The sequence below is a fragment of the Pseudomonas stagnisoli genome (assembly GCF_048595745.1).
GTDB lineage: Bacteria > Pseudomonadota > Gammaproteobacteria > Pseudomonadales > Pseudomonadaceae > Aquipseudomonas > Aquipseudomonas alcaligenes_A.
The window spans coordinates 97,908-115,044 of the sequence record NZ_CP184361.1; the positions used below are offsets into that span (position 1 = coordinate 97,908).

Below are 17,137 nucleotides of genomic sequence, written 5' to 3' on the forward strand. Positions count from 1 at the left end.
GAGTAATAGAATAACGTCTCTTCACCCGGACGTCCCCGTCATGTTCAAGCCCCTGACTCGCAACACGCCGCTCGCCTGCCTGCCTCATGACCATTCGCGTTGCGTGGCGTCGGCCCTGGCCGAGGCCGAGTCGCTGTGCGCGAAGCAGGGCACGCGCCTGACCGCACTGCGCAAGCGAGTGCTGGAACTGGTGTGGGCCAGTCACAAGCCACTGGGCGCCTACGACATCCTGGCAGTGCTGAGCGAGGAAGACGGCCGCCGCGCCGCCCCGCCCACCGTCTACCGGGCGTTGGACTTCCTGCTGGAGAACGGCCTGGTGCACCGTATTGCTTCACTCAATGCCTTCATTGGCTGCATCCACCCGGGTGAGCTGCACCAGGGCCAGTTCCTCATCTGCAAGGCCTGTCATGCGGCCATCGAGCTGGAGCTGCCAAGCATCAGCGAGGCGATTGCCAGCGGCGCCCGCGCCGTAGGCTTTGCCGTCGAAAACCAGACGGTGGAAGTCGTAGGCCTGTGCGCCGGCTGCCAGGGGGTGGCATGAACGATGCGCTGATTCGCCTCGAGGGTGTCAGTGTCGGTTTCGCCGGCCAGGACGTGCTGCAAGATGTGCAATTGAGCCTGCGCGCCGGCGAAATCGTCACGCTGATCGGTCCCAACGGCGCCGGCAAGACCACCTTGGTGCGCACCGTACTCGGCCTGCTCAAGCCGGACCGCGGTAGCGTGCAGCGCAAGCCGCGCCTGCGCATCGGTTACATGCCGCAGAAGCTGCATGTCGATCCGACCCTGCCGCTCTCGGTGCTGCGCTTCCTGCGCCTGGTGCCGGGTGTCGACCGTAGCGCCGCAGCCGCCGCGCTGGCCGAAGTCGGCGCCAGCCAGGTGATCGACAGCCCGCTGCAGAGCATTTCCGGCGGCGAACTGCAGCGCGTGCTGCTGGCCCGCGCCCTGCTGCGCGAGCCCGAGCTGCTGGTGCTGGACGAGCCGGTGCAGGGTGTCGACGTCGCCGGCCAGGCCGAGCTGTACCGCCTGATCAGCCAGTTGCGCGACCGTCATGGCTGTGGCGTGCTGATGGTATCGCATGACCTGCATCTGGTGATGAGCGCCACCGACCAGGTGGTTTGCCTGAACCGCCATGTGTGCTGCTCGGGTCACCCGGAACAGGTCAGCAACGATCCGGCCTTCGTCGAACTGTTCGGCCAGGACGCCAAGAGCCTGGCCGTCTACCACCATCACCACGACCACAGCCACGACCTGCATGGCACTGTGGTCAGTGAACCCGGCCTGCGCATTCACGGCCCGGCCCATGTCCACGGCCCAGGGTGCAAGCACTGATGCCCGATTTCCTCCTCAACGCACTGCTCGCCGGCCTGGCCCTGGCTCTGGTCGCCGGCCCACTCGGCTCCTTCGTGGTGTGGCGGCGCATGGCCTACTTCGGCGACACCCTGTCGCACGCCGCCCTGCTCGGCGTGGCGCTGGGCTTCCTGCTCGACCTCAGCCCGACCCTGGCGGTGACCGCTGGCTGCCTGTTGCTGGCCGTGCTGCTGGTGACCCTGCAGCAGCGCCAGCCGCTGGCCTCCGACACCCTGCTGGGTATCCTGGCGCCGACCACCCTGTCCCTCGGCCTGGTGGTGCTGAGCTTTATGGACGAAGTGCGCATCGACCTGATGGCCTACCTGTTCGGCGACCTGCTGGCGGTGAGCCGCACCGATCTGGCCTGGATCCTCGGCGGCAGCGCGCTGGTCCTGGCCCTGCTGCTGCCACTCTGGCGACGCCTGTTGGCGATCACCGTGCATGAGGAGCTGGCGCGGGTCGAGGGCCTGCCGGTGGCCGCCCTGCGCCTGGCACTGATGCTGCTGATCGCGGTGGTGATAGCCGTGGCGATGAAGATAGTCGGGGTGCTGCTGATCACCTCGCTGCTGATCATTCCGGCCGCCGCCGCCCAGCGCCATGCACGCACGCCGGAACAGATGGCCATCGGCGCCAGTTTCCTCGGCATGCTCGCGGTAGCCGCGGGCTTGAGCCTCTCCTGGTTCCAGGACACACCCGCCGGGCCTTCTATCGTGGTATCAGCCGCAGCAATTTTCCTCGCAGGCTTTGCCCTGCCGCGTCGGGCCCGCTAGGATTGGGCGTTTTTTGTCCAGCCCAAAACGAAACAGAACCAGCGGGTCACATCATGAACAAGCCAAGCCACCGTTATCTTGCAGCGCTCGCTTTGAGCCTGCTGCTGGGCGAAGCCCGCGCCGACTACCGGACCGTGGACGAGCTGGTAGACGGCTTCAACCAGGTGTCGGCGCAGATCGCCCGCGGCGAGCTACAGGCCGCCGAGGCCGGCCTGGACGCCCTGCGTCAGCGCACCGGGAGCAACGATGTGCGCATCGGCCAGTACCAGCGCGAGCTGGCCAGCGCCTACCTGCAGCAGGGCCGCCAGCAACTGCAGGCCGGCGACAAGGCCGGCGCCAGTGCCACCCTGGCCAAGGGCGAGCGCCATCTGGCCGCCACCTCTCCGGCATTCCGCCAGCAGTACCAGGCCGTTGTCGCCGAGGGCGGCAGCGTCAAGCCGGCAGCGGCACCCGTCGCGGCAGCCAAGCCACAGCCGGTGGCCAAGCCTGCCGAGGCGAAAGCCCCAGCGGAGCGCCGCGAAGATGTCGAACGCCGCCTGCGCGAAGCCGAAGCGACCATCGCCAGGCAGGAGGCCGAACGCGCCCGCCAGCAGCAGCTGGCCGAGGAGAAAGCCGCCGCCGAGCGCGAGGCCGCCCAACAGGCTGCCGCCGCCCAGGCCAAGCCAGCACCGGCAGTGCTGGCCAAGGTCGAGGAGCCCAAGCCCGCCGTGGCCGCCGCGCCGCGTGCGCGCCTGATCGACCCGAACGCCGCCAGCAGCAGCGTGCCCCTGCCGATGCTCGACGCCAACGATCGCGACAGCCTGCGTGACTTGCTCGACCAGGTCGCCGCCGATGTGGTTGCCTTCGACTGCGCGGTACGCCTGGAAGTCCGCGCGGCCAAGGACTACCCCTTCGTCGCCGCACTGCTCACCGCTAGGATCAAGAAGCTCGATCCAGGCTTCTCACCGCAATTCTCACCCGTGCTCAAGCCGGATCAGGAGCCGCGCCTGGTGCTGAGCCCGCAAAGCAACGGCTGAGCCCGGCAGCAAGACAGTGCAGGGCGGGTGCGCCCCGCGCGGGGTAGACCCGCGGGGTGCAACCGCCCTGCTTGCTTATGCCTTTCTGATAGCAATTCAGGCCAATAAAGACTAAGACCGCATAAACAAAGCGGCTAAAATGCCCGCCTTTCGGCCAACCGCCTACGCTTGCTGAAATCGCCGGCACCACCTATCTGCCGGCAGACAGCCTTCAACGTACCCACAAGGTTCGCTCCGTGATCGAGTTTCACCACGTCCAGAAGACCTATCGGGTCTCCGGGCGGGACGTTCCCGCCCTGCAGTCCACCGACCTGCGCATCGAGCAGGGTCAGGTGTTCGGCCTGATCGGCCATTCCGGCGCCGGCAAGAGCACCTTGCTGCGCCTGATCAACCGCCTCGAAGAGCCCTCGGCCGGCCGCATCCTGGTCGCCGGCGAGGACGTCACCGCCCTCGATGCCGACGGTCTGCGCCGCTTCCGCCGCCAGGTCGGGATGATCTTCCAGCACTTCAACCTGCTGTCGTCGAAGACCGTCGCCGCCAACGTGGCCATGCCGCTGGAGCTGGCCGGCGAGCTTAGCCGCCAGCAGATCACCCAGCGCGTCGCGGAACTGCTGGCCCGCGTCGGCCTCAGCGAGCATGCCAACAAGTACCCGGCGCAGCTCTCCGGTGGCCAGAAGCAGCGCGTCGGCATCGCCCGCGCACTGTCGACCAACCCGAAGATCCTGCTGTGCGATGAGGCCACCAGCGCGCTGGACCCGCAGACCACCGCGCAGGTGCTGCAGCTGCTGGCCGAGATCAACCGCGAGCTGGGCCTGACGATCGTCCTCATCACCCACGAGATGGATGTGATCCGTCGCGTCTGCGACCAGGTGGCGGTGATGGATGGCGGCTCCATCGTCGAGCAGGGACCGGTGGCCCAGGTGTTCCTCCACCCGCAGCACCCGACCACCCGGCGCTTCGTCCAGGAGGACGAGCAGGTCGACGAGAATGAGCAGCGCGACGACTTCGCCCATGTCAGCGGCAAGATCCTGCGCCTGACCTTCCAGGGCGAGGCCACCTACGCGCCGCTGCTCGGCACCGTGGCGCGCGAGACCGGCGTGGACTACAGCATCCTCGCCGGGCGCATCGACCGCATCAAGGACACCCCCTATGGCCAGTTGACCCTGGCCCTGACCGGCGGCGACATCGACGCCGCGCTGGCGCGCTTCCAGGCCGCCGACGTGCACCTGGAGGTGCTGCGATGATCGAGTCCCTGCTGACTCGCTGGCTGCCCAATGTCGACTGGCAGGAGATCGGCTACGCCAGCCTCGACACCCTCAACATGCTGGGCGGCGCCACCCTGTTCACCGTGCTGCTCGGCCTGCCGCTGGGTGTGCTGCTGTTCCTCACCGGCCCGCGGCAGATGTTCGAACAGCGCGCGCTGTATGCCGTGCTGTCGCTGGTGGTGAACGTGCTGCGCTCGGTGCCGTTCGTGATCCTGCTGATCCTGATGATCCCGCTGACCGTGCTGATCACCGGCACCTCGCTGGGCGTCGCCGGCGCCATCCCACCGCTGGTGGTGGGCGCCACGCCGTTCTTCGCGCGCCTGGTGGAGACCGCCCTGCGCGAGGTGGATCGCGGCATCATCGAGGCGACCCAGGCGATGGGCGCCAGCACCCTGCAGATCATCTTCCGCGCCCTGCTGCCGGAGGCGCTGCCGGGGCTGATCGCGGCCACCACCGTGACCGCCATCACCCTGGTGTCCTACACCGCGATGAGCGGCCTGATCGGCGGCGGCGGCCTCGGCGACCTGGCCGTGCGCTACGGCTACCAGCGCTACCAGCCGGACGTGATGGCGGTCACCGTCATCCTCCTGCTGGTCCTGGTGCAGGTGCTGCAGATGGTCGGCGACAGGCTGGTCATCCACTTCTCGCGCAAATAGACGATTTCGCCACACCTAGAACAGCGGGCGACCGGCCACCCATCGGACCCCGCGCCACACCCCACAAGGAGCTGAACATGAAGAAACTGCTGACTGCCCTGGCCGCCGCTGCGGCCCTCACCTCCGCCGCCGCACACGCTGGCGAGATCAGTGTCGCGGCCACCGCCGTGCCGCACGCGGAACTCCTCGAGTTCGTCAAACCGGCCCTGGCCAAAGAGGGCGTCGACCTCAAGATCAAGGTCTTCACCGACTACGTACAGCCCAACGTGCAGGTCGCCGAAGGCCGCCTGGACGCCAACTTCTTCCAGCACCAGCCGTACTTGGACGAGTTCAACGCCTCGCGCGGCACCGCCCTGGTGAGCATCGCCGGCGTGCACGTCGAGCCCTTCGGCGCCTACTCCAGCAAGATCAAGAAGCTCGACGAGCTGAGCGAAGGCGCCCAGGTAGTGATCCCCAACGACGCCACCAACGGCGGCCGCGCCCTGCTGCTGCTGCAGAAGGCCGGCGTGATCAAGCTGAAGGACGGCGCCGGCATCACCGCGACCGTCAAGGACATCGCCGAAAACCCGAAGGGCATCAAGGTGCGTGAGCTGGAAGCAGCCACCCTGCCGCGCGTGCTGGCCCAGGTTGACCTGGCGCTGATCAACACCAACTACGCTCTGGAAGCCGGCCTCAACCCGACCAAGGACGCCCTGGTGATCGAAGGCGCCGACTCGCCCTACGTCAACATCCTGGTGACCACCGCCGAGCAGAAGGACAACGCCGATCTGCAGAAGCTGGCCAAGGCCCTGCACACCCCGGAGGTGAAGAAGTTCATCGCCGACCAGTACAAGGGTGCCGTGGTTCCGGCGTTCTGATCGCGTCAGCTGCCCACGAAAAGCCCGCTCATCGAGCGGGCTTTTTTCATTCCGGCTGACGCCATAGCCAGGCCGCCAGCCAGAAGAACCAGAGCAGGGCAAGCAGCGAGGCGGGCATACTCCAGTTCATCGCCCGTTCGGAGAAGCCATCGTGCCCCTGCAGCAGGGCAGCCAGCAGATTGGCGCCCCCGGCCAGCAGCACACCGAACGCCAGGCCACGCGGCGCCGGGCGGCTCAGCCACAGCGCCGGCGCATACAACAGCAGGCTGATGGCGAAGCCCAGGCCGAACAGCGCGGCCAGGCCCGCCTCGATCTGCCGCACGCCAAAGGTGGCGGCAAACAGCTGGCTCCTGAGCGGTTCCTCGGCGTGCGCCCACTGGTCGACCATCAACTTCAGCGCCACGCCATCCACCGCTTGCAGGGCAAAAGCCAGGGCCAGGCTGGCCAGCGCGCAGGCCGCTCCGAACAACGCCCAGACCCCGGACTTACCGGCGCGCAGGCGCCAGGTCAGCGCCAGCAGGGCGAGCACACCGAGCAGCACGCCCAGCAGCTGGATCAGATGGCTAGCCAGCCAATGGTGGTCGGCGGCGTACTCGGCGAAGGCCGCAGCGGCATCCCAGGGCGCTGCCTGCATCGGATGCAGTGAAGTGCCCAATGTCAGTAGCAGGGCGCCGCAAAAGGCGGCGCCGGCCCCCAGGCGCGAACAGTAGCGGGTATCGATCATCTGCGCCCTCCCTGGCGCGCTGTCCTCAGCCGTCGCTGAGCAGCAACTGTGGCAACTGCGCGGCCAGCTTGTCGTTGTTCAGCGGCGCACGGATGAAACCACGCTGACGGCCATCCGGACCGATGATGACCAGGTTGCCGCTGTGGTCGACGGTGTAGTTTTCCTTGCTGGTATCCGCAGGAATGAAGGGGATGCTGACGGCGCTGGCGAGCTTCTGGATGTCGGCCTGGGCACCGGTCAGCCCCTGGAACCCGGCATCGAAGAAGCCCAGGTATTTCTTCAGCTGCTCGGGGGTGTCGCGGTGCGGGTCAACCGTCACCAGCACCACGCGCAGCTTGTCCTTGGTCTCGGCGGGCAGCATGCCCTGCAGCTGACGCAGCTGCGCCAGGGTCGCCGGGCAGATGTCGGGGCAGAAGGTGTAGCCGAAGAACAGCAGGCTCCACTTGTCCTTGAGCTGATCGAGCTGCACCGGCTGGCCGTCCTGGTCGGTCAGCGCCAGGCCCGGCAGGCTGCGGCTCTGCGGCAGCAGGACGATACCGGCATCGAGCATCGCCACCTTGTCGGTGCCGTCGCCCTTGCTGTTCAGCACCTTGTTGACGGTAAGCCCCAGCACCAGGGCGACGAAGGCGGCGAGGACAATGACGGTCTTGTGGGTACGGCTCATGAAATCTCTCTTGGGTTCGGCGCGCTACACGTTGAGCAGCAGGTAGTGGTCGACGAGCAGGGCGATGAACAGCAGGAACAGGTACCAGATACTGTACTTGAAGGTGTTGATCGCCGCGTGCGGTCGGCTGTCACGGTACAGCACCCAGGCCCAGAACATGAAGCGCCCGCCGAGCAGCAGTGCAGCCACGAGATAGAGCGGCCCGCTCATGTGAATGGCGTAGGGCAGCAGGGTCACGGCGAGCATCGCCGCGGTATACAGCAGGATGTGTACCTTGGTGTAGTGCTCACCATGGGTCACCGGCAGCATGGGGATGTCCGCCTTGGCGTATTCCTCCTTGCGGTGGATGGCCAGGGCCCAGAAGTGCGGCGGCGTCCAGGCGAAGATGATCAGCACCAGCAGCAGCGGCTCGGCGCTCAGGTGCCCGGTGGCGGCGACCCAGCCGAGCAGCGGCGGCGCGGCGCCAGCCAGGCCGCCGATGACGATGTTCTGCGGCGTGGCACGCTTGAGGAAGCCGGTATAGAGCACCGCATAGCCGAGCAGCGAGGCCAGGGTCAGCCAGGCAGTCAGCTCGTTGGTGAAGGCCAGCAACAGCGCCTGGCCGGCCACCGCCAGGAGCAGGGCGAAGCCCAGCGCCGCCGGCACCGTGACCCGCCCGGCGGTCACCGGACGCTTGTGGGTGCGCGCCATAATCGAGTCGATGCGCCGGTCCACCACATGGTTGACCGCAGCCGCCGCGCCGGCACACAGGCCGATGCCGAGGTTGCCGAACACCAGCACGGTCCAGGGCACGCCGGCGCGGGTGGCGAGGAACATGCCGACCAGCGAGGTGATCAGCATCAGCAGCACCACCTTCGGCTTGGTCAGCTCCAGATAGTCGCGCCAGCTGGCGGCTTCGGAGTGGGCTCGCAGCACAGTAGCCATGGCATCTCTCCTTCTTATTTGCCCAGCGGAGCGAAGCGGGCAGCGGCCAGATCGGCCGGCTCCCGGCTGTGCGCCGCCAGGGGATGCGCCCGCAGGCGATAGTTGATCAGCACCAGCACCAGCAGCAGCGCGGCGCCGCCGGCGTTGTGCGCCACCGCCACCGCCAGCGGCAGGTGCAGCAGTACGTTGCTCACGCCCAGGCTGACCTGCACGGCCAGGGCCAGCAGCAACAGGCCGGCCAGGCGACCAAGGCCGGCGACACGCAGGCGCCAGGCCAGCAGCAAGAGGACCAGGCTAAGCACCAGCGCGCCGAGGCGGTGGGTCATGTGAATGGCGGTGCGAGCATCGCTGTCGAGCTGGCCGCCGAGGTAGTTGGGGCCGATGTGCTGGGTCAGGTGGAAGCCGTTGGCGAAGTCCATCGCCGGCCACCACTCGCCGTGACAGGTCGGCAGGTCGACGCAGGCCACTGCAGCGTAGTTGGAGCTGACCCAGCCACCCAGGGCGATCTGGCCCACAGCCATAAGCAGGGCCAGGCCCGCCAGCGCCCGCAACCGCCGCGACATCGCCGGCAGCACAGGCAACGCAGCGGACAGGCGCAGGCACAGGAGGAACAGCAGCGACAGGGTCGCGAAACCGCCGAGCAGGTGCGCGGTGACCACCTGCGGCCAGAGCTGCAGGGTCACCGTCCACATGCCGAAGGCAGCCTGGGCGATCACCACGCCAAGCAGCAGCAGCGGCAGCTTCAGTGGCTGGCCGTCCTGGCCGCGACGACGCAGGGCCTGCACGGCCAGGCCGAGGATGACCAGGCCGAGGCTGCCGGCGAAGTAGCGGTGGATCATCTCGTTCCAGCCCTTCTCCACCTCCACCGGCGCCTCGGGGAAGCGCGCCTCGGCAACGGCCTGCTTGTGCTCGCTCATCGGTACGCCGATGAAGCCATAGCAACCGGGCCAGTCCGGGCAGCCAAGGCCGGCGTGGGTCAGCCGGGTGTAGGCGCCGAGCAGCACCACGACCACCGCCAGGGCGGTGGCGAACAGGGCCAGGCGGTAGCCGGGCAGGGTCTTGCGTTCACTCATCCGGGGCCTCTCTTGTTGTTGTGCTGGCCATGGTGGGGACTAACCGATCTGTGAGAGCTTCAGCAGCAGGCGCAAGTCGGTAAGGATGTCCTTGCCGTTGCTCTTGACGTCGTAACGCAAGACCAGGTTGCCGTGCGGGTCGACGATCCACAGTTGCGCACCCTGACCGGCTGGCACCGCCTTGTCGTACTTCAGGCTGTCCAGCACATAGCGGCCGAGCTGCGGGTATTCGCGCTGCAGCTGCTGGTCGTAGTCAGCCGCCAGTGGGCGACTGACGGCCAGACCGTGGACGGCACGGGAAGCCTCGCGATTGAGGCCGATATGGATCTGCCGGGCGGCATACACCAGCTGGCGGCAATCCTCGGCGCAGTCGCCGGGCGCGGTGACCAGCAGCTGCCAGCGCTCCTGGGCGGCGCCCTGCACGCCGATATCGGCCAGCTGGCTGCCGTCGCCAATCAGGGTGCCGTGGTAGTTGCGGCTGTCCGGCACCCAGAAGCGCCACTGGTACATGGCGGTGGCGAGCATCATCGGACCGATGGCCACCAGCAGCAGCAGGATCAGTTGCCAGCGGCCGCGCGCACGCGGTGCTTCAGGAGTGGAAAGGGCCGGACTCATGGCTGGGCTCATGCGATTTCTCCCGCGCGGATTGTCTTGAAGTGTGAATACCGAGATAGAGGTAGAGGCCGACGAGGGCGGCGGCCAGGGCGAACCACTGCACGGCGTAGCCGGTGTGCTTGTCCGGACTCATGGCCAGCAGCGGCCATTCGGCCTGGTAGGCTGCGGGGCCGGGCTCCAGGCGTACCTCGTAGGCCAGGCCGCCGCGGCCGAGCTGGCGCCACAGCTGCTCCGGCTCGACAGCGGTAATCAGTCGCGGCCAGTCACTGCTGGCGGGGTCGGCCTGTAACTGGAAGGGCTCACCGACCGGCACATGCACTCGCGCCAGCAGTTCCAGTGGCTGCTCGGGAGTCGTGAACTGTGGCGGCGTGCGCCGGTCCGGCCAGGGCAGCCAGCCGCGGTTGACCAGCAGCCACAGGCCTGAGGCCTGGTCGTAGAAGGGTTGCAGCAGCTCGACGCCGACCTTGCCGCCGCGCTGGCGGTTATCCAGCAGCAGGCTGTGTTGCTCGTCGAACTGGCCGCGCAGGCGGATGCGCAGGTGCGCCAGGTCGGCACGCCGCTCCAGCTCGGCGACGCTCATCGGCTCGGCATGCTCGCGGGCGGCAAAGTCGGCGAGCAACGTCCGCTTTTCCTCGGCCCGCGACAGCTGCCAGAACCCGAGGCCGAGCAGCAACGGCAGCAGCAGCGCCACCGCGATGCTGGGCAACCAGCCCGGGCGAAAGCCACTCACGGCCTGCTCCCGAATCGTCTGGCTATACTCGAACTGCACACCATCTCCCCCATCCCCCGGAGTCACGCATGCTCAAGGCCGCGATCATCCTCCTGCTGCTGGCCACCCTGGTCAGCCTGTTCAGCGGCCTGTTCTTCCTGGTCAGGGATGAAGGCCGCGGTTTGCGTGTGGTCAACTCGTTGAGCGTTCGCGTGATCCTCACGGCCATCACAGTGGCCCTGATTGCCTGGGGCTTCTACAGCGGCCAGCTGGTCAGCCACGTGACCTGGTGACCCTCCCTAGAGCACGTAGACGAAGATAAACAGGCCCAGCCAGACCACGTCGACGAAGTGCCAGTACCAGCTGGCTGCCTCGAAGCCGAAGTGCTTGTCGCCATCGAAATGGCCCTTGAGGATGCGCACGAGCATCACCGTGAGGATGATGGCGCCGAGGGTCACGTGAGCGCCGTGGAAGCCCGTGAGCATGAAGAATGTGGCACCGTAGATGCCCGAGCCGAGGGTAAGACCCAGTTCGGTATAGGCCTCGACGTATTCCTCGACCTGCAGCACCAGGAAGGCCGCGCCCAGCAGAATGGTCAGCGCCAGCCAGGCCTTGAGCGGGCCACGCTTGTTCTTCTTCAGCGCGTGGTGGGCAAAGGTCACGGTGAAGCTGGAGGACACCAGCAGGATGGTGTTGATCAGCGGCAGGTGCCAGGGATCGATCACCGCCGTTGGCGGCGGGAACAGCTTGGAGTCGGGGTTGTTGAGCAGCGGCCAGCTGTACTCGAAGCCCTCCCACAGCATGTTGCTCACACCCTTGTCGCCCTCGCCCCCCAGCCAGGGGCCGGCAAAGGTGCGGATGTAGAACAGCGCGCCGAAAAAGGCCGCGAAGAACATCACCTCGGAGAAGATGAACCAGCTCATGCCCCAGCGGAACGAGCGGTCCATCTGCGCACTATACAAACCACTGCGGCTTTCCTTGATCACGTTGCCGAACCAGCCGAACAGCATCCAGGCGAGCAGCAGGCCGCCGACGAAGAAGATCAGCGGACCATGGGATTCGGCGCGCTCGGCCTTCATGTCGTTGAACCAGGTGCCAACCCCGTAGACCGAGATCAGCATGCCCAGGGTGGCGATGATCGGCCACTTGCTCTGGGCGGGAACGTAGTAGTTCTCATGACTCGACATTTCTTGTTCTCCTTATGGAGCCGCCCGGTCAGGGGCCGTCTGGGCAAGAGTCACCTGCGCGACAGGCGGTTTGCGCGCAGTGATATCGAACAGGGTGTAGGCCAGGGTCAGGTGCTTCACCTCCTTGGGCAGGTCGCGGTCGACGATGAAGCGCACTGGCATCTCGATGCGTTCGCCGGGCTGCAGTACCTGCTGGGTGAAGCAGAAGCACTCGGTCTTGTGGAAGAAGGCCGCGGCCTTGGACGGCGCCACGCTGGGAATGGCCTGGGCGGTCATCGGCTTGTCCGTGGGGTTATGGGCGACGAACAGCATGTCGCTCGGCTGCCCGGGGTTGACCACCAACTCGTCGGCCTGGGGGCCGAACTCCCAGACCATGCCGGCAGCATTGGTGGCGAGGAACTGCACACGTACCTGACGCGTCTCGTCCACCGTCTGGCTGCCCTGGTAGGCACCGGCGGTCTTGCCGTTGATGCCGAAGGCCTGGCACATCACGTCGTAGATCGGCACCAGGGCGAAGCCGAAGGCGAACATGCCGGCCACCACCATCAGCAGGCGGACGACCAGGCGCCGATTGTCCAGAGCGGCACTCACGGGCGTGCTCCTACTTCACTTCCGGCGGGGTGCTGAAGGTGTGGTAGGGCGCCGGCGAGGGCACCGTCCACTCCAAGCCCTCGGCGCCATCCCAGGGCTTGGCCGGGGCGGGTTTACCGCCACGGATGCACTTGATGACGATGAACAGGAAGAGGAACTGGGTCGCACCGAAAGTGAAGGCGCCGATCGACGACAGCATGTTGAAGTCGGCGAACTGCAGGTTGTAGTCCGGGATGCGCCGCGGCATACCGGCCAGGCCGACGAAGTGCATCGGGAAGAACGCCAGGTTCATGCCGATGAAGCTCATCCAGAAGTGCAGCTTGGCCAGGGTCTCGTCGTACATGTGGCCGGTCCACTTGGGTAGCCAGTAGTAGGCCGAGGCGAAGATGCCGAAGATCGCCCCGGGCACCAGCACGTAGTGGAAGTGCGCCACCACGAAGTAGGTGTCGTGGTACTGGAAGTCCGCCGGGGCGATGGCCAGCATCAGCCCGGAGAAGCCGCCGATGGTGAACAGGATGACGAAGGCCACGGCAAACAGCATCGGTGCCTCGAACGTCATCGAGCCCTGCCACATGGTGCTCACCCAGTTGAATACCTTCACCCCGGTGGGCACAGCGATCAGCATGGTGGCGTACATGAAGAACAGCTCGCCGGTCAGCGGGATGCCGACGGTGAACATGTGGTGCGCCCACACAATGAACGACAGGAAAGCGATCGAGGCGGTGGCATAGACCATCGAGGTGTAGCCGAACAGCGGCTTGCGCGCGAAGGCCGGGATGATCGAACTGACGGCGCCGAACGCCGGCAGGATCATGATGTAAACCTCGGGGTGGCCGAAGAACCAGAACACATGCTGGAACAGCACCGGGTCGCCGCCACCGGCGGCGTTGAAGAAGCTGGTGCCGAAATGGATGTCCATCAGCATCATGGTCACGCAGCCGGCGAGCACCGGCATCACCGCGATCAGCAGGAAGGCGGTGATCAGCCAGGTCCAGACGAACAGCGGCATCTTCATCAGGGTCATGCCGGGGGCGCGCAGGTTGAGGATGGTGGCGATCACGTTGATCGCGCCCATGATCGAGCTGATGCCCATCAGGTGCACGGCGAAGATGAAGAAGGTGACGCTCTCCGGCGCGTAGGTGGTCGACAGCGGTGCGTAGAAGGTCCAGCCGAAGTTAGGCCCGCCGCCCTCGCTGAACAGGGTCGATACCAGCAGCAGGAAGGCCGCCGGCAGCAACCAGAAGCTGAAGTTGTTCATCCGCGGCAGGGCCATGTCCGGCGCGCCAACCATCAGCGGGATCATCCAGTTGGCCAGGCCGACGAAGGCCGGCATCACCGCGCCGAACACCATGATCAGGCCGTGCATGGTGGTCATCTGGTTGAAGAACTCTGGCTGCACGATCTGCAGGCCTGGCTGGAACAGCTCGGCGCGGATCACCATGGCCATGGACCCGCCGAGCAGGAACATGGCAAAGCTGAACCACAGGTACATCGTGCCGATGTCCTTGTGGTTGGTGGTCAGCACCCAGCGCATAAGGCCCTTGGCCGGGCCATGGTGGTGGTCAGTATGACCGTGGTCGATCACTGCACTCATGTCCTTACTCCTGAGCCTGCTTGAATGCGAGGATGTCCTTGGGCGTGACCATGTCGTTCATGGCGTTGCCCCAGGCATTGCGCTCGTAGGTGATGATGGCGGCGATGTCGACTTCCGACAGCTGCTTGCCAAAGGCAGCCATCGAGGTGCCCGGCTTGCCGTTGACCACGATCTCGATATGCCCGGCCGCCGGGCCAGTAGCGATCTTCGAGCCTTTGAGCGCCGGGAACATCGGCGGCAGGCCCTCTCCGTTCGGCTGGTGGCAGGCGGCACAACTCGTCAGATAGGCCTTCTCGCCACGGGCTATGAGTTCCTCGCGGGTCCATTCCTTGCTGGTCAGCTCCTTGACCTTGGCCGCCTCCTCCTGGCGGACAGCCAGCCACTTGGCAAAGTCTTCCTTGCTCTTGGCCTCTACCACCACCGGCATGAAGCCGTGGTCCTTGCCGCACAGCTCGGTGCACTGGCCACGGTAGATGCCGGGCTCTTCGATGCGCGTCCAGGACTCATTGACGAAGCCGGGAATGGCATCCTTTTTCACCGCCAGGGCCGGTACCCACCAGGAGTGGATCACGTCGGCAGCGGTGATCAGGAAGCGCACCTTGGTGCCCACCGGCACCACCAGCGGCTCGTCCACCTCCAGCAGGTAGTGCTCACCCTTCTCTGCCTGGTTGTTGATCTGCGCGGCCGGGGTGGCCAGGTTGCTGAAGAACTCGACATCCTGGCCCAGGTACTTGTAGTGCCACTTCCACTGGTAACCGGTGATCTGGATATCCAGTTCCGATTCAGAGGTGTCATAGATGTCGATGAGTGTCTTGGTCGCCGGGACCGCCATCACCACCAGAATGACGAAAGGAACCACGGTCCAGAGAATCTCCACCGTAGTGCTTTCATGGAAATGGGCAGGTTTCTGGCCGGTGGAACGGCGGTGGATCAGCATCGACCAGAACATCACGCTGAACACCACCACGCCGATCACGACACAGATCCAGAAAATGATCATGTGCAGGTCGAAGACCGAACGGCTGACTTCGGTAGCGCCGGGCAGCATGTTCACTGCCCACTCGGCATGCGCCGAGCCGAATGCCAGCCACAGCAGGAGGCCCATCCAGACTCGTGGATGTCGCATCATTGCGGGTTCCCCTCATTGTTCTTGTTATCCCGCCGGCTCAAGCCCGCGGCTCAGGGATCGACCTTGCCGATACAGCTGGCTACCACTGTCGAAACCTTACCGTGCCGCAGCCCGTCCGGTTCCATCAGGTAACGCCTTGCGATTTCGAGTATAGACAGGACATGCGACATCACAACGCAGTCAGAAAATTAGCGCCCGAATTCCGCTCGCCCGGCGCAGACCAGCAGCGGCGGGGGCTGGACTCGGGAGAAGGGTGAGCGCATATAGCGGTGATGAATAACCGTTAAATAATTATGACAATCCGATCTTAGCGGCTGCCCTCGGCCAGCTAAGGTGAATTCTCGTTTGCATCTCTCATGTCCCTTCCGGAGCCGTCATGAATACCCCCGCCCTGCGCCAACAGATCCAGCTCGCCCTCGTTCAAGAAGCCAGCAGCGGCGCCCTGGCGCGCCAGCTAATGAATCAGCTCGACCAGCTACACCCGACCATCCAGTTGCCCGCAGGTGATGCTCATGGGGTGCTGGCCCGCTTTGTCACCGCGTACGTCGAGCAGGTACCGGATGTACTGGATGCCGCCAATGCGGTGGCGCGTGAAGCCGGCATCGAGGCTCAGGTGAAGCCGGTATTGAAACTGGCAGAACAGTTCTTCCTGAGCCCACCCAGCCTGCTGGAGGGGCACCAGGGCCTGGACGCTCTGCTGGATGAGGCCTATCTGGCTCATCGCCTGGTGGAGGAGGTCAACGATCGCTACATCACCCACTTGGGGCAGCCGCTGATCCCGCTGGACACTACGGTAGCCAACGTGATCGCCCACCAGTTGATTGGCGAACCCTTCGCCAATCAACTGGACGAAGCCGTGCACCATGCAGTGGATGAGTTGCTCGGTGAGCAGGTTTTCCAACAGGACTCGGTGCAGGAATACCGCGCCCGCCTGAGCAATCCGCAGACGGTGGCGGCCTGGCAGAACTGGCCATGCCTGTCGCGCCAGCTCGGTGTCGAGCTGGGACTGCCGGTGAGCGCCTGAATGCAATGAGGCCCGCAACTGCGGGCCTCGTTTTCATCAGGGCTGCGGGTAGCGCGCCTTGGGCGTGGCCATCGGCATCCTGTCACCATCCAGTGCCAGGAAGCCACCGCTCTCCGCATCGTAAGCCCGGATCGCGCTCGTTTCGATATCGTAGACCCAGCCGTGAATAAAGAGCTGTCCGCTGGCCAGCTTCGCCGCAACCGAAGGATGGGTGCACAGATGATTGAGCTGGGCTATCACGTTCTCTTCGGTGAGGATACCCAGCGTGTCGTGCCCCCCGCAGCCACAGTTCTCCTCGACGACGCGCAATGCCACTTCACTGTGGCGCAGCCAGGTCTTCACCGTGGGCATGCGCTCCAGGCCCTGCGGATTGAGCACCGCCTTCATCGCGCCGCAGTCGGAATGGCCGCAGACGATAATGTGCTGCACCCCCAGGGCCAGCACCGCGTATTCGATGGCGGTGGAGACGCCGCCCATCATCTGCCCGTAAGGGGGCACCACGTTGCCGACGTTGCGGGTGACGAACAGATCGCCCGGCGCGCTCTGGGTGATCAGCTCGGGCACGATGCGTGAGTCGGCGCAGGTGATGAACATCGCACGCGGGTTCTGCGCACTGGCCAACGCCTTGAACAGTTCCTCCTGCTGCGGAAACACCTCGGTGCGGAAACGCTTGAAGCCACCCACGATGGCGCTCAACGCCTCGTCGGCACTCTCCGGCGCGGTACGCGCCTGGAGGGGAATGGCGTTGTGCTTGTAGGGCATTGCGTCTACCTCGTGCTGAACCATTGCGCTGGCGCGGATTATCGTCCTGGCATGCGGACAGCCGCCAGCCGCACCGAGTCACACATCCGGCACAATGGACGATGTTATGCGCCTGCTTCAACCTATTGGCTCTGCTCCGGCAGTCACTAAAAGGCGTGGTGTGTCTGAAATGAAAAGAACGTCCATTGCGGAAGACTCCGCCGGCTAAACCCGCAGAAACGAGCAGATTA

20 protein-coding genes are annotated in these 17,137 nt (G+C 65.6%); 9 read left to right on the forward strand and 11 right to left on the reverse strand.

Annotated features, from left to right (window positions below):
• The first annotated feature begins 40 nt into the window (after nt 1-40).
• From ACOAPY_RS00380 to ACOAPY_RS00410, 7 genes are all read left to right on the forward strand, one after another.
• Nucleotides 41-541, forward strand: coding sequence for a Fur family transcriptional regulator (locus ACOAPY_RS00380; RefSeq protein WP_076581481.1), 501 nt, complete (start codon nt 41-43; stop codon nt 539-541).
• On the forward strand, nt 538-1,329 hold the full coding sequence (znuC, locus tag ACOAPY_RS00385; protein ID WP_076581484.1) for a zinc ABC transporter ATP-binding protein ZnuC: 792 nt from the start codon (nt 538-540) through the stop codon (nt 1,327-1,329). The genes ACOAPY_RS00380 and znuC overlap by 4 nt, the downstream gene beginning before the upstream one ends.
• Nucleotides 1,329-2,117, forward strand: a complete 789-nt coding sequence (znuB, locus tag ACOAPY_RS00390) for a zinc ABC transporter permease subunit ZnuB (protein WP_076423434.1) — start codon at nt 1,329-1,331, stop codon at nt 2,115-2,117. Before znuC ends, znuB begins: the two co-directional genes overlap by 1 nt.
• Before the next feature lie 53 nt (nt 2,118-2,170).
• Nucleotides 2,171-3,133, forward strand: coding sequence for a PA5502 family lipoprotein (locus tag ACOAPY_RS00395; protein ID WP_465154624.1), 963 nt, complete (start codon nt 2,171-2,173; stop codon nt 3,131-3,133).
• Nucleotides 3,134-3,369: 236 nt separating this feature from the next.
• A complete protein-coding gene (locus ACOAPY_RS00400) occupies nt 3,370-4,377 on the forward strand; it encodes a methionine ABC transporter ATP-binding protein (RefSeq protein WP_465154625.1) in 1,008 nt (335 codons plus the stop codon).
• Nucleotides 4,374-5,054, forward strand: coding sequence for a methionine ABC transporter permease (locus tag ACOAPY_RS00405; RefSeq protein ID WP_272794400.1), 681 nt, complete (start codon nt 4,374-4,376; stop codon nt 5,052-5,054). The genes ACOAPY_RS00400 and ACOAPY_RS00405 overlap by 4 nt, the downstream gene beginning before the upstream one ends.
• 77 nt (nt 5,055-5,131) lie before the next feature.
• On the forward strand, nt 5,132-5,911 hold the full coding sequence (locus ACOAPY_RS00410) for a MetQ/NlpA family ABC transporter substrate-binding protein (protein ID WP_465154626.1): 780 nt from the start codon (nt 5,132-5,134) through the stop codon (nt 5,909-5,911).
• A 46-nt stretch (nt 5,912-5,957) separates the two neighbouring features.
• On the opposite strand, the gene ACOAPY_RS00415 is transcribed toward ACOAPY_RS00410, so the two are convergent.
• Genes ACOAPY_RS00415 through ACOAPY_RS00440 form a run of 6 tightly spaced genes read right to left on the reverse strand, consistent with a single transcriptional unit; the run spans nt 5,958 to nt 10,641 of the window.
• The gene (locus ACOAPY_RS00415; protein ID WP_465154627.1) at nt 5,958-6,635 is read right to left on the reverse strand and encodes a hypothetical protein; all 678 of its coding nucleotides are present in this window, start codon (nt 6,633-6,635) and stop codon (nt 5,958-5,960) included.
• 25 nt (nt 6,636-6,660) lie between these two features.
• Complete coding sequence (locus ACOAPY_RS00420; RefSeq protein WP_076581499.1) at nt 6,661-7,299, reverse strand: SCO family protein; 639 nt, start codon at nt 7,297-7,299, stop codon at nt 6,661-6,663.
• A gap of 24 nt (nt 7,300-7,323) precedes the next feature.
• Entirely contained in the window at nt 7,324-8,223 is a 900-nt protein-coding gene (gene cyoE, locus ACOAPY_RS00425) for a heme o synthase (RefSeq protein ID WP_021700885.1), read from the reverse strand.
• 14 nt (nt 8,224-8,237) lie between these two features.
• Nucleotides 8,238-9,296, reverse strand: coding sequence for a COX15/CtaA family protein (locus ACOAPY_RS00430; protein WP_465154628.1), 1,059 nt, complete (start codon nt 9,294-9,296; stop codon nt 8,238-8,240).
• A gap of 39 nt (nt 9,297-9,335) precedes the next feature.
• Nucleotides 9,336-9,911: a hypothetical protein gene (locus ACOAPY_RS00435; RefSeq protein WP_465154629.1), complete on the reverse strand. Its 576-nt coding sequence runs from the start codon at nt 9,909-9,911 to the stop codon at nt 9,336-9,338.
• Nucleotides 9,886-10,641, reverse strand: a complete 756-nt coding sequence (locus ACOAPY_RS00440; protein ID WP_465154630.1) for an SURF1 family protein — start codon at nt 10,639-10,641, stop codon at nt 9,886-9,888. The genes ACOAPY_RS00435 and ACOAPY_RS00440 overlap by 26 nt, the downstream gene beginning before the upstream one ends.
• A 68-nt stretch (nt 10,642-10,709) precedes the next feature.
• On the opposite strand from ACOAPY_RS00440, the gene ACOAPY_RS00445 reads away from it, so the two are divergent.
• Nucleotides 10,710-10,913, forward strand: a complete 204-nt coding sequence (locus ACOAPY_RS00445; RefSeq protein ID WP_076423443.1) for a twin transmembrane helix small protein — start codon at nt 10,710-10,712, stop codon at nt 10,911-10,913.
• A gap of 6 nt (nt 10,914-10,919) precedes the next feature.
• Here the strand turns inward: ACOAPY_RS00445 and ACOAPY_RS00450 are convergent, their stop codons facing one another.
• The 4 genes from ACOAPY_RS00450 to coxB are packed head-to-tail and all read right to left on the reverse strand — an operon-like array spanning nt 10,920 to nt 15,121.
• The gene (locus ACOAPY_RS00450; RefSeq protein ID WP_076581510.1) at nt 10,920-11,807 is read right to left on the reverse strand and encodes a cytochrome c oxidase subunit 3; all 888 of its coding nucleotides are present in this window, start codon (nt 11,805-11,807) and stop codon (nt 10,920-10,922) included.
• A gap of 12 nt (nt 11,808-11,819) precedes the next feature.
• Nucleotides 11,820-12,398: a cytochrome c oxidase assembly protein gene (locus tag ACOAPY_RS00455; protein WP_465154631.1), complete on the reverse strand. Its 579-nt coding sequence runs from the start codon at nt 12,396-12,398 to the stop codon at nt 11,820-11,822.
• 10 nt (nt 12,399-12,408) lie between these two features.
• Complete coding sequence (ctaD, locus tag ACOAPY_RS00460; protein WP_076581516.1) at nt 12,409-13,992, reverse strand: cytochrome c oxidase subunit I; 1,584 nt, start codon at nt 13,990-13,992, stop codon at nt 12,409-12,411.
• Nucleotides 13,993-13,996: 4 nt separating this feature from the next.
• Nucleotides 13,997-15,121 (reverse strand): cytochrome c oxidase subunit II, encoded by a 1,125-nt coding sequence (gene coxB / locus ACOAPY_RS00465; protein WP_179085209.1) that lies wholly within the window; start codon nt 15,119-15,121, stop codon nt 13,997-13,999.
• Between the two features lie 376 nt (nt 15,122-15,497).
• On the opposite strand from coxB, the gene ACOAPY_RS00470 reads away from it, so the two are divergent.
• Nucleotides 15,498-16,145, forward strand: coding sequence for a hypothetical protein (locus ACOAPY_RS00470; protein WP_465154633.1), 648 nt, complete (start codon nt 15,498-15,500; stop codon nt 16,143-16,145).
• A 36-nt stretch (nt 16,146-16,181) separates the two neighbouring features.
• Here the strand turns inward: ACOAPY_RS00470 and ACOAPY_RS00475 are convergent, their stop codons facing one another.
• A complete protein-coding gene (locus tag ACOAPY_RS00475; RefSeq protein ID WP_076581524.1) occupies nt 16,182-16,907 on the reverse strand; it encodes a carbonic anhydrase in 726 nt (241 codons plus the stop codon).
• Between the last annotated feature and the right edge of the window lie 230 nt (nt 16,908-17,137).

Coding starts and splice junctions, on each gene's coding strand:
- ACOAPY_RS00410 (WP_465154626.1), top strand. CDS start 5,132: ATGAAGAAACTGCTGACTGCCCTGGCCGCCGCTGCGGCCCTCACCTCC.
- ACOAPY_RS00395 (WP_465154624.1), top strand. CDS start 2,171: ATGAACAAGCCAAGCCACCGTTATCTTGCAGCGCTCGCTTTGAGCCTG.
- ACOAPY_RS00475 (WP_076581524.1), bottom strand. CDS start 16,907: ATGCCCTACAAGCACAACGCCATTCCCCTCCAGGCGCGTACCGCGCCG.
- ACOAPY_RS00445 (WP_076423443.1), top strand. CDS start 10,710: ATGCTCAAGGCCGCGATCATCCTCCTGCTGCTGGCCACCCTGGTCAGC.
- ctaD (WP_076581516.1), bottom strand. CDS start 13,992: ATGAGTGCAGTGATCGACCACGGTCATACTGACCACCACCATGGCCCG.
- coxB (WP_179085209.1), bottom strand. CDS start 15,121: ATGATGCGACATCCACGAGTCTGGATGGGCCTCCTGCTGTGGCTGGCA.
- ACOAPY_RS00420 (WP_076581499.1), bottom strand. CDS start 7,299: ATGAGCCGTACCCACAAGACCGTCATTGTCCTCGCCGCCTTCGTCGCC.
- ACOAPY_RS00470 (WP_465154633.1), top strand. CDS start 15,498: ATGAATACCCCCGCCCTGCGCCAACAGATCCAGCTCGCCCTCGTTCAA.
- ACOAPY_RS00380 (WP_076581481.1), top strand. CDS start 41: ATGTTCAAGCCCCTGACTCGCAACACGCCGCTCGCCTGCCTGCCTCAT.
- znuB (WP_076423434.1), top strand. CDS start 1,329: ATGCCCGATTTCCTCCTCAACGCACTGCTCGCCGGCCTGGCCCTGGCT.
- ACOAPY_RS00415 (WP_465154627.1), bottom strand. CDS start 6,635: ATGATCGATACCCGCTACTGTTCGCGCCTGGGGGCCGGCGCCGCCTTT.
- znuC (WP_076581484.1), top strand. CDS start 538: ATGAACGATGCGCTGATTCGCCTCGAGGGTGTCAGTGTCGGTTTCGCC.
- ACOAPY_RS00430 (WP_465154628.1), bottom strand. CDS start 9,296: ATGAGTGAACGCAAGACCCTGCCCGGCTACCGCCTGGCCCTGTTCGCC.
- cyoE (WP_021700885.1), bottom strand. CDS start 8,223: ATGGCTACTGTGCTGCGAGCCCACTCCGAAGCCGCCAGCTGGCGCGAC.
- ACOAPY_RS00435 (WP_465154629.1), bottom strand. CDS start 9,911: ATGAGTCCGGCCCTTTCCACTCCTGAAGCACCGCGTGCGCGCGGCCGC.
- ACOAPY_RS00450 (WP_076581510.1), bottom strand. CDS start 11,807: ATGTCGAGTCATGAGAACTACTACGTTCCCGCCCAGAGCAAGTGGCCG.
- ACOAPY_RS00405 (WP_272794400.1), top strand. CDS start 4,374: ATGATCGAGTCCCTGCTGACTCGCTGGCTGCCCAATGTCGACTGGCAG.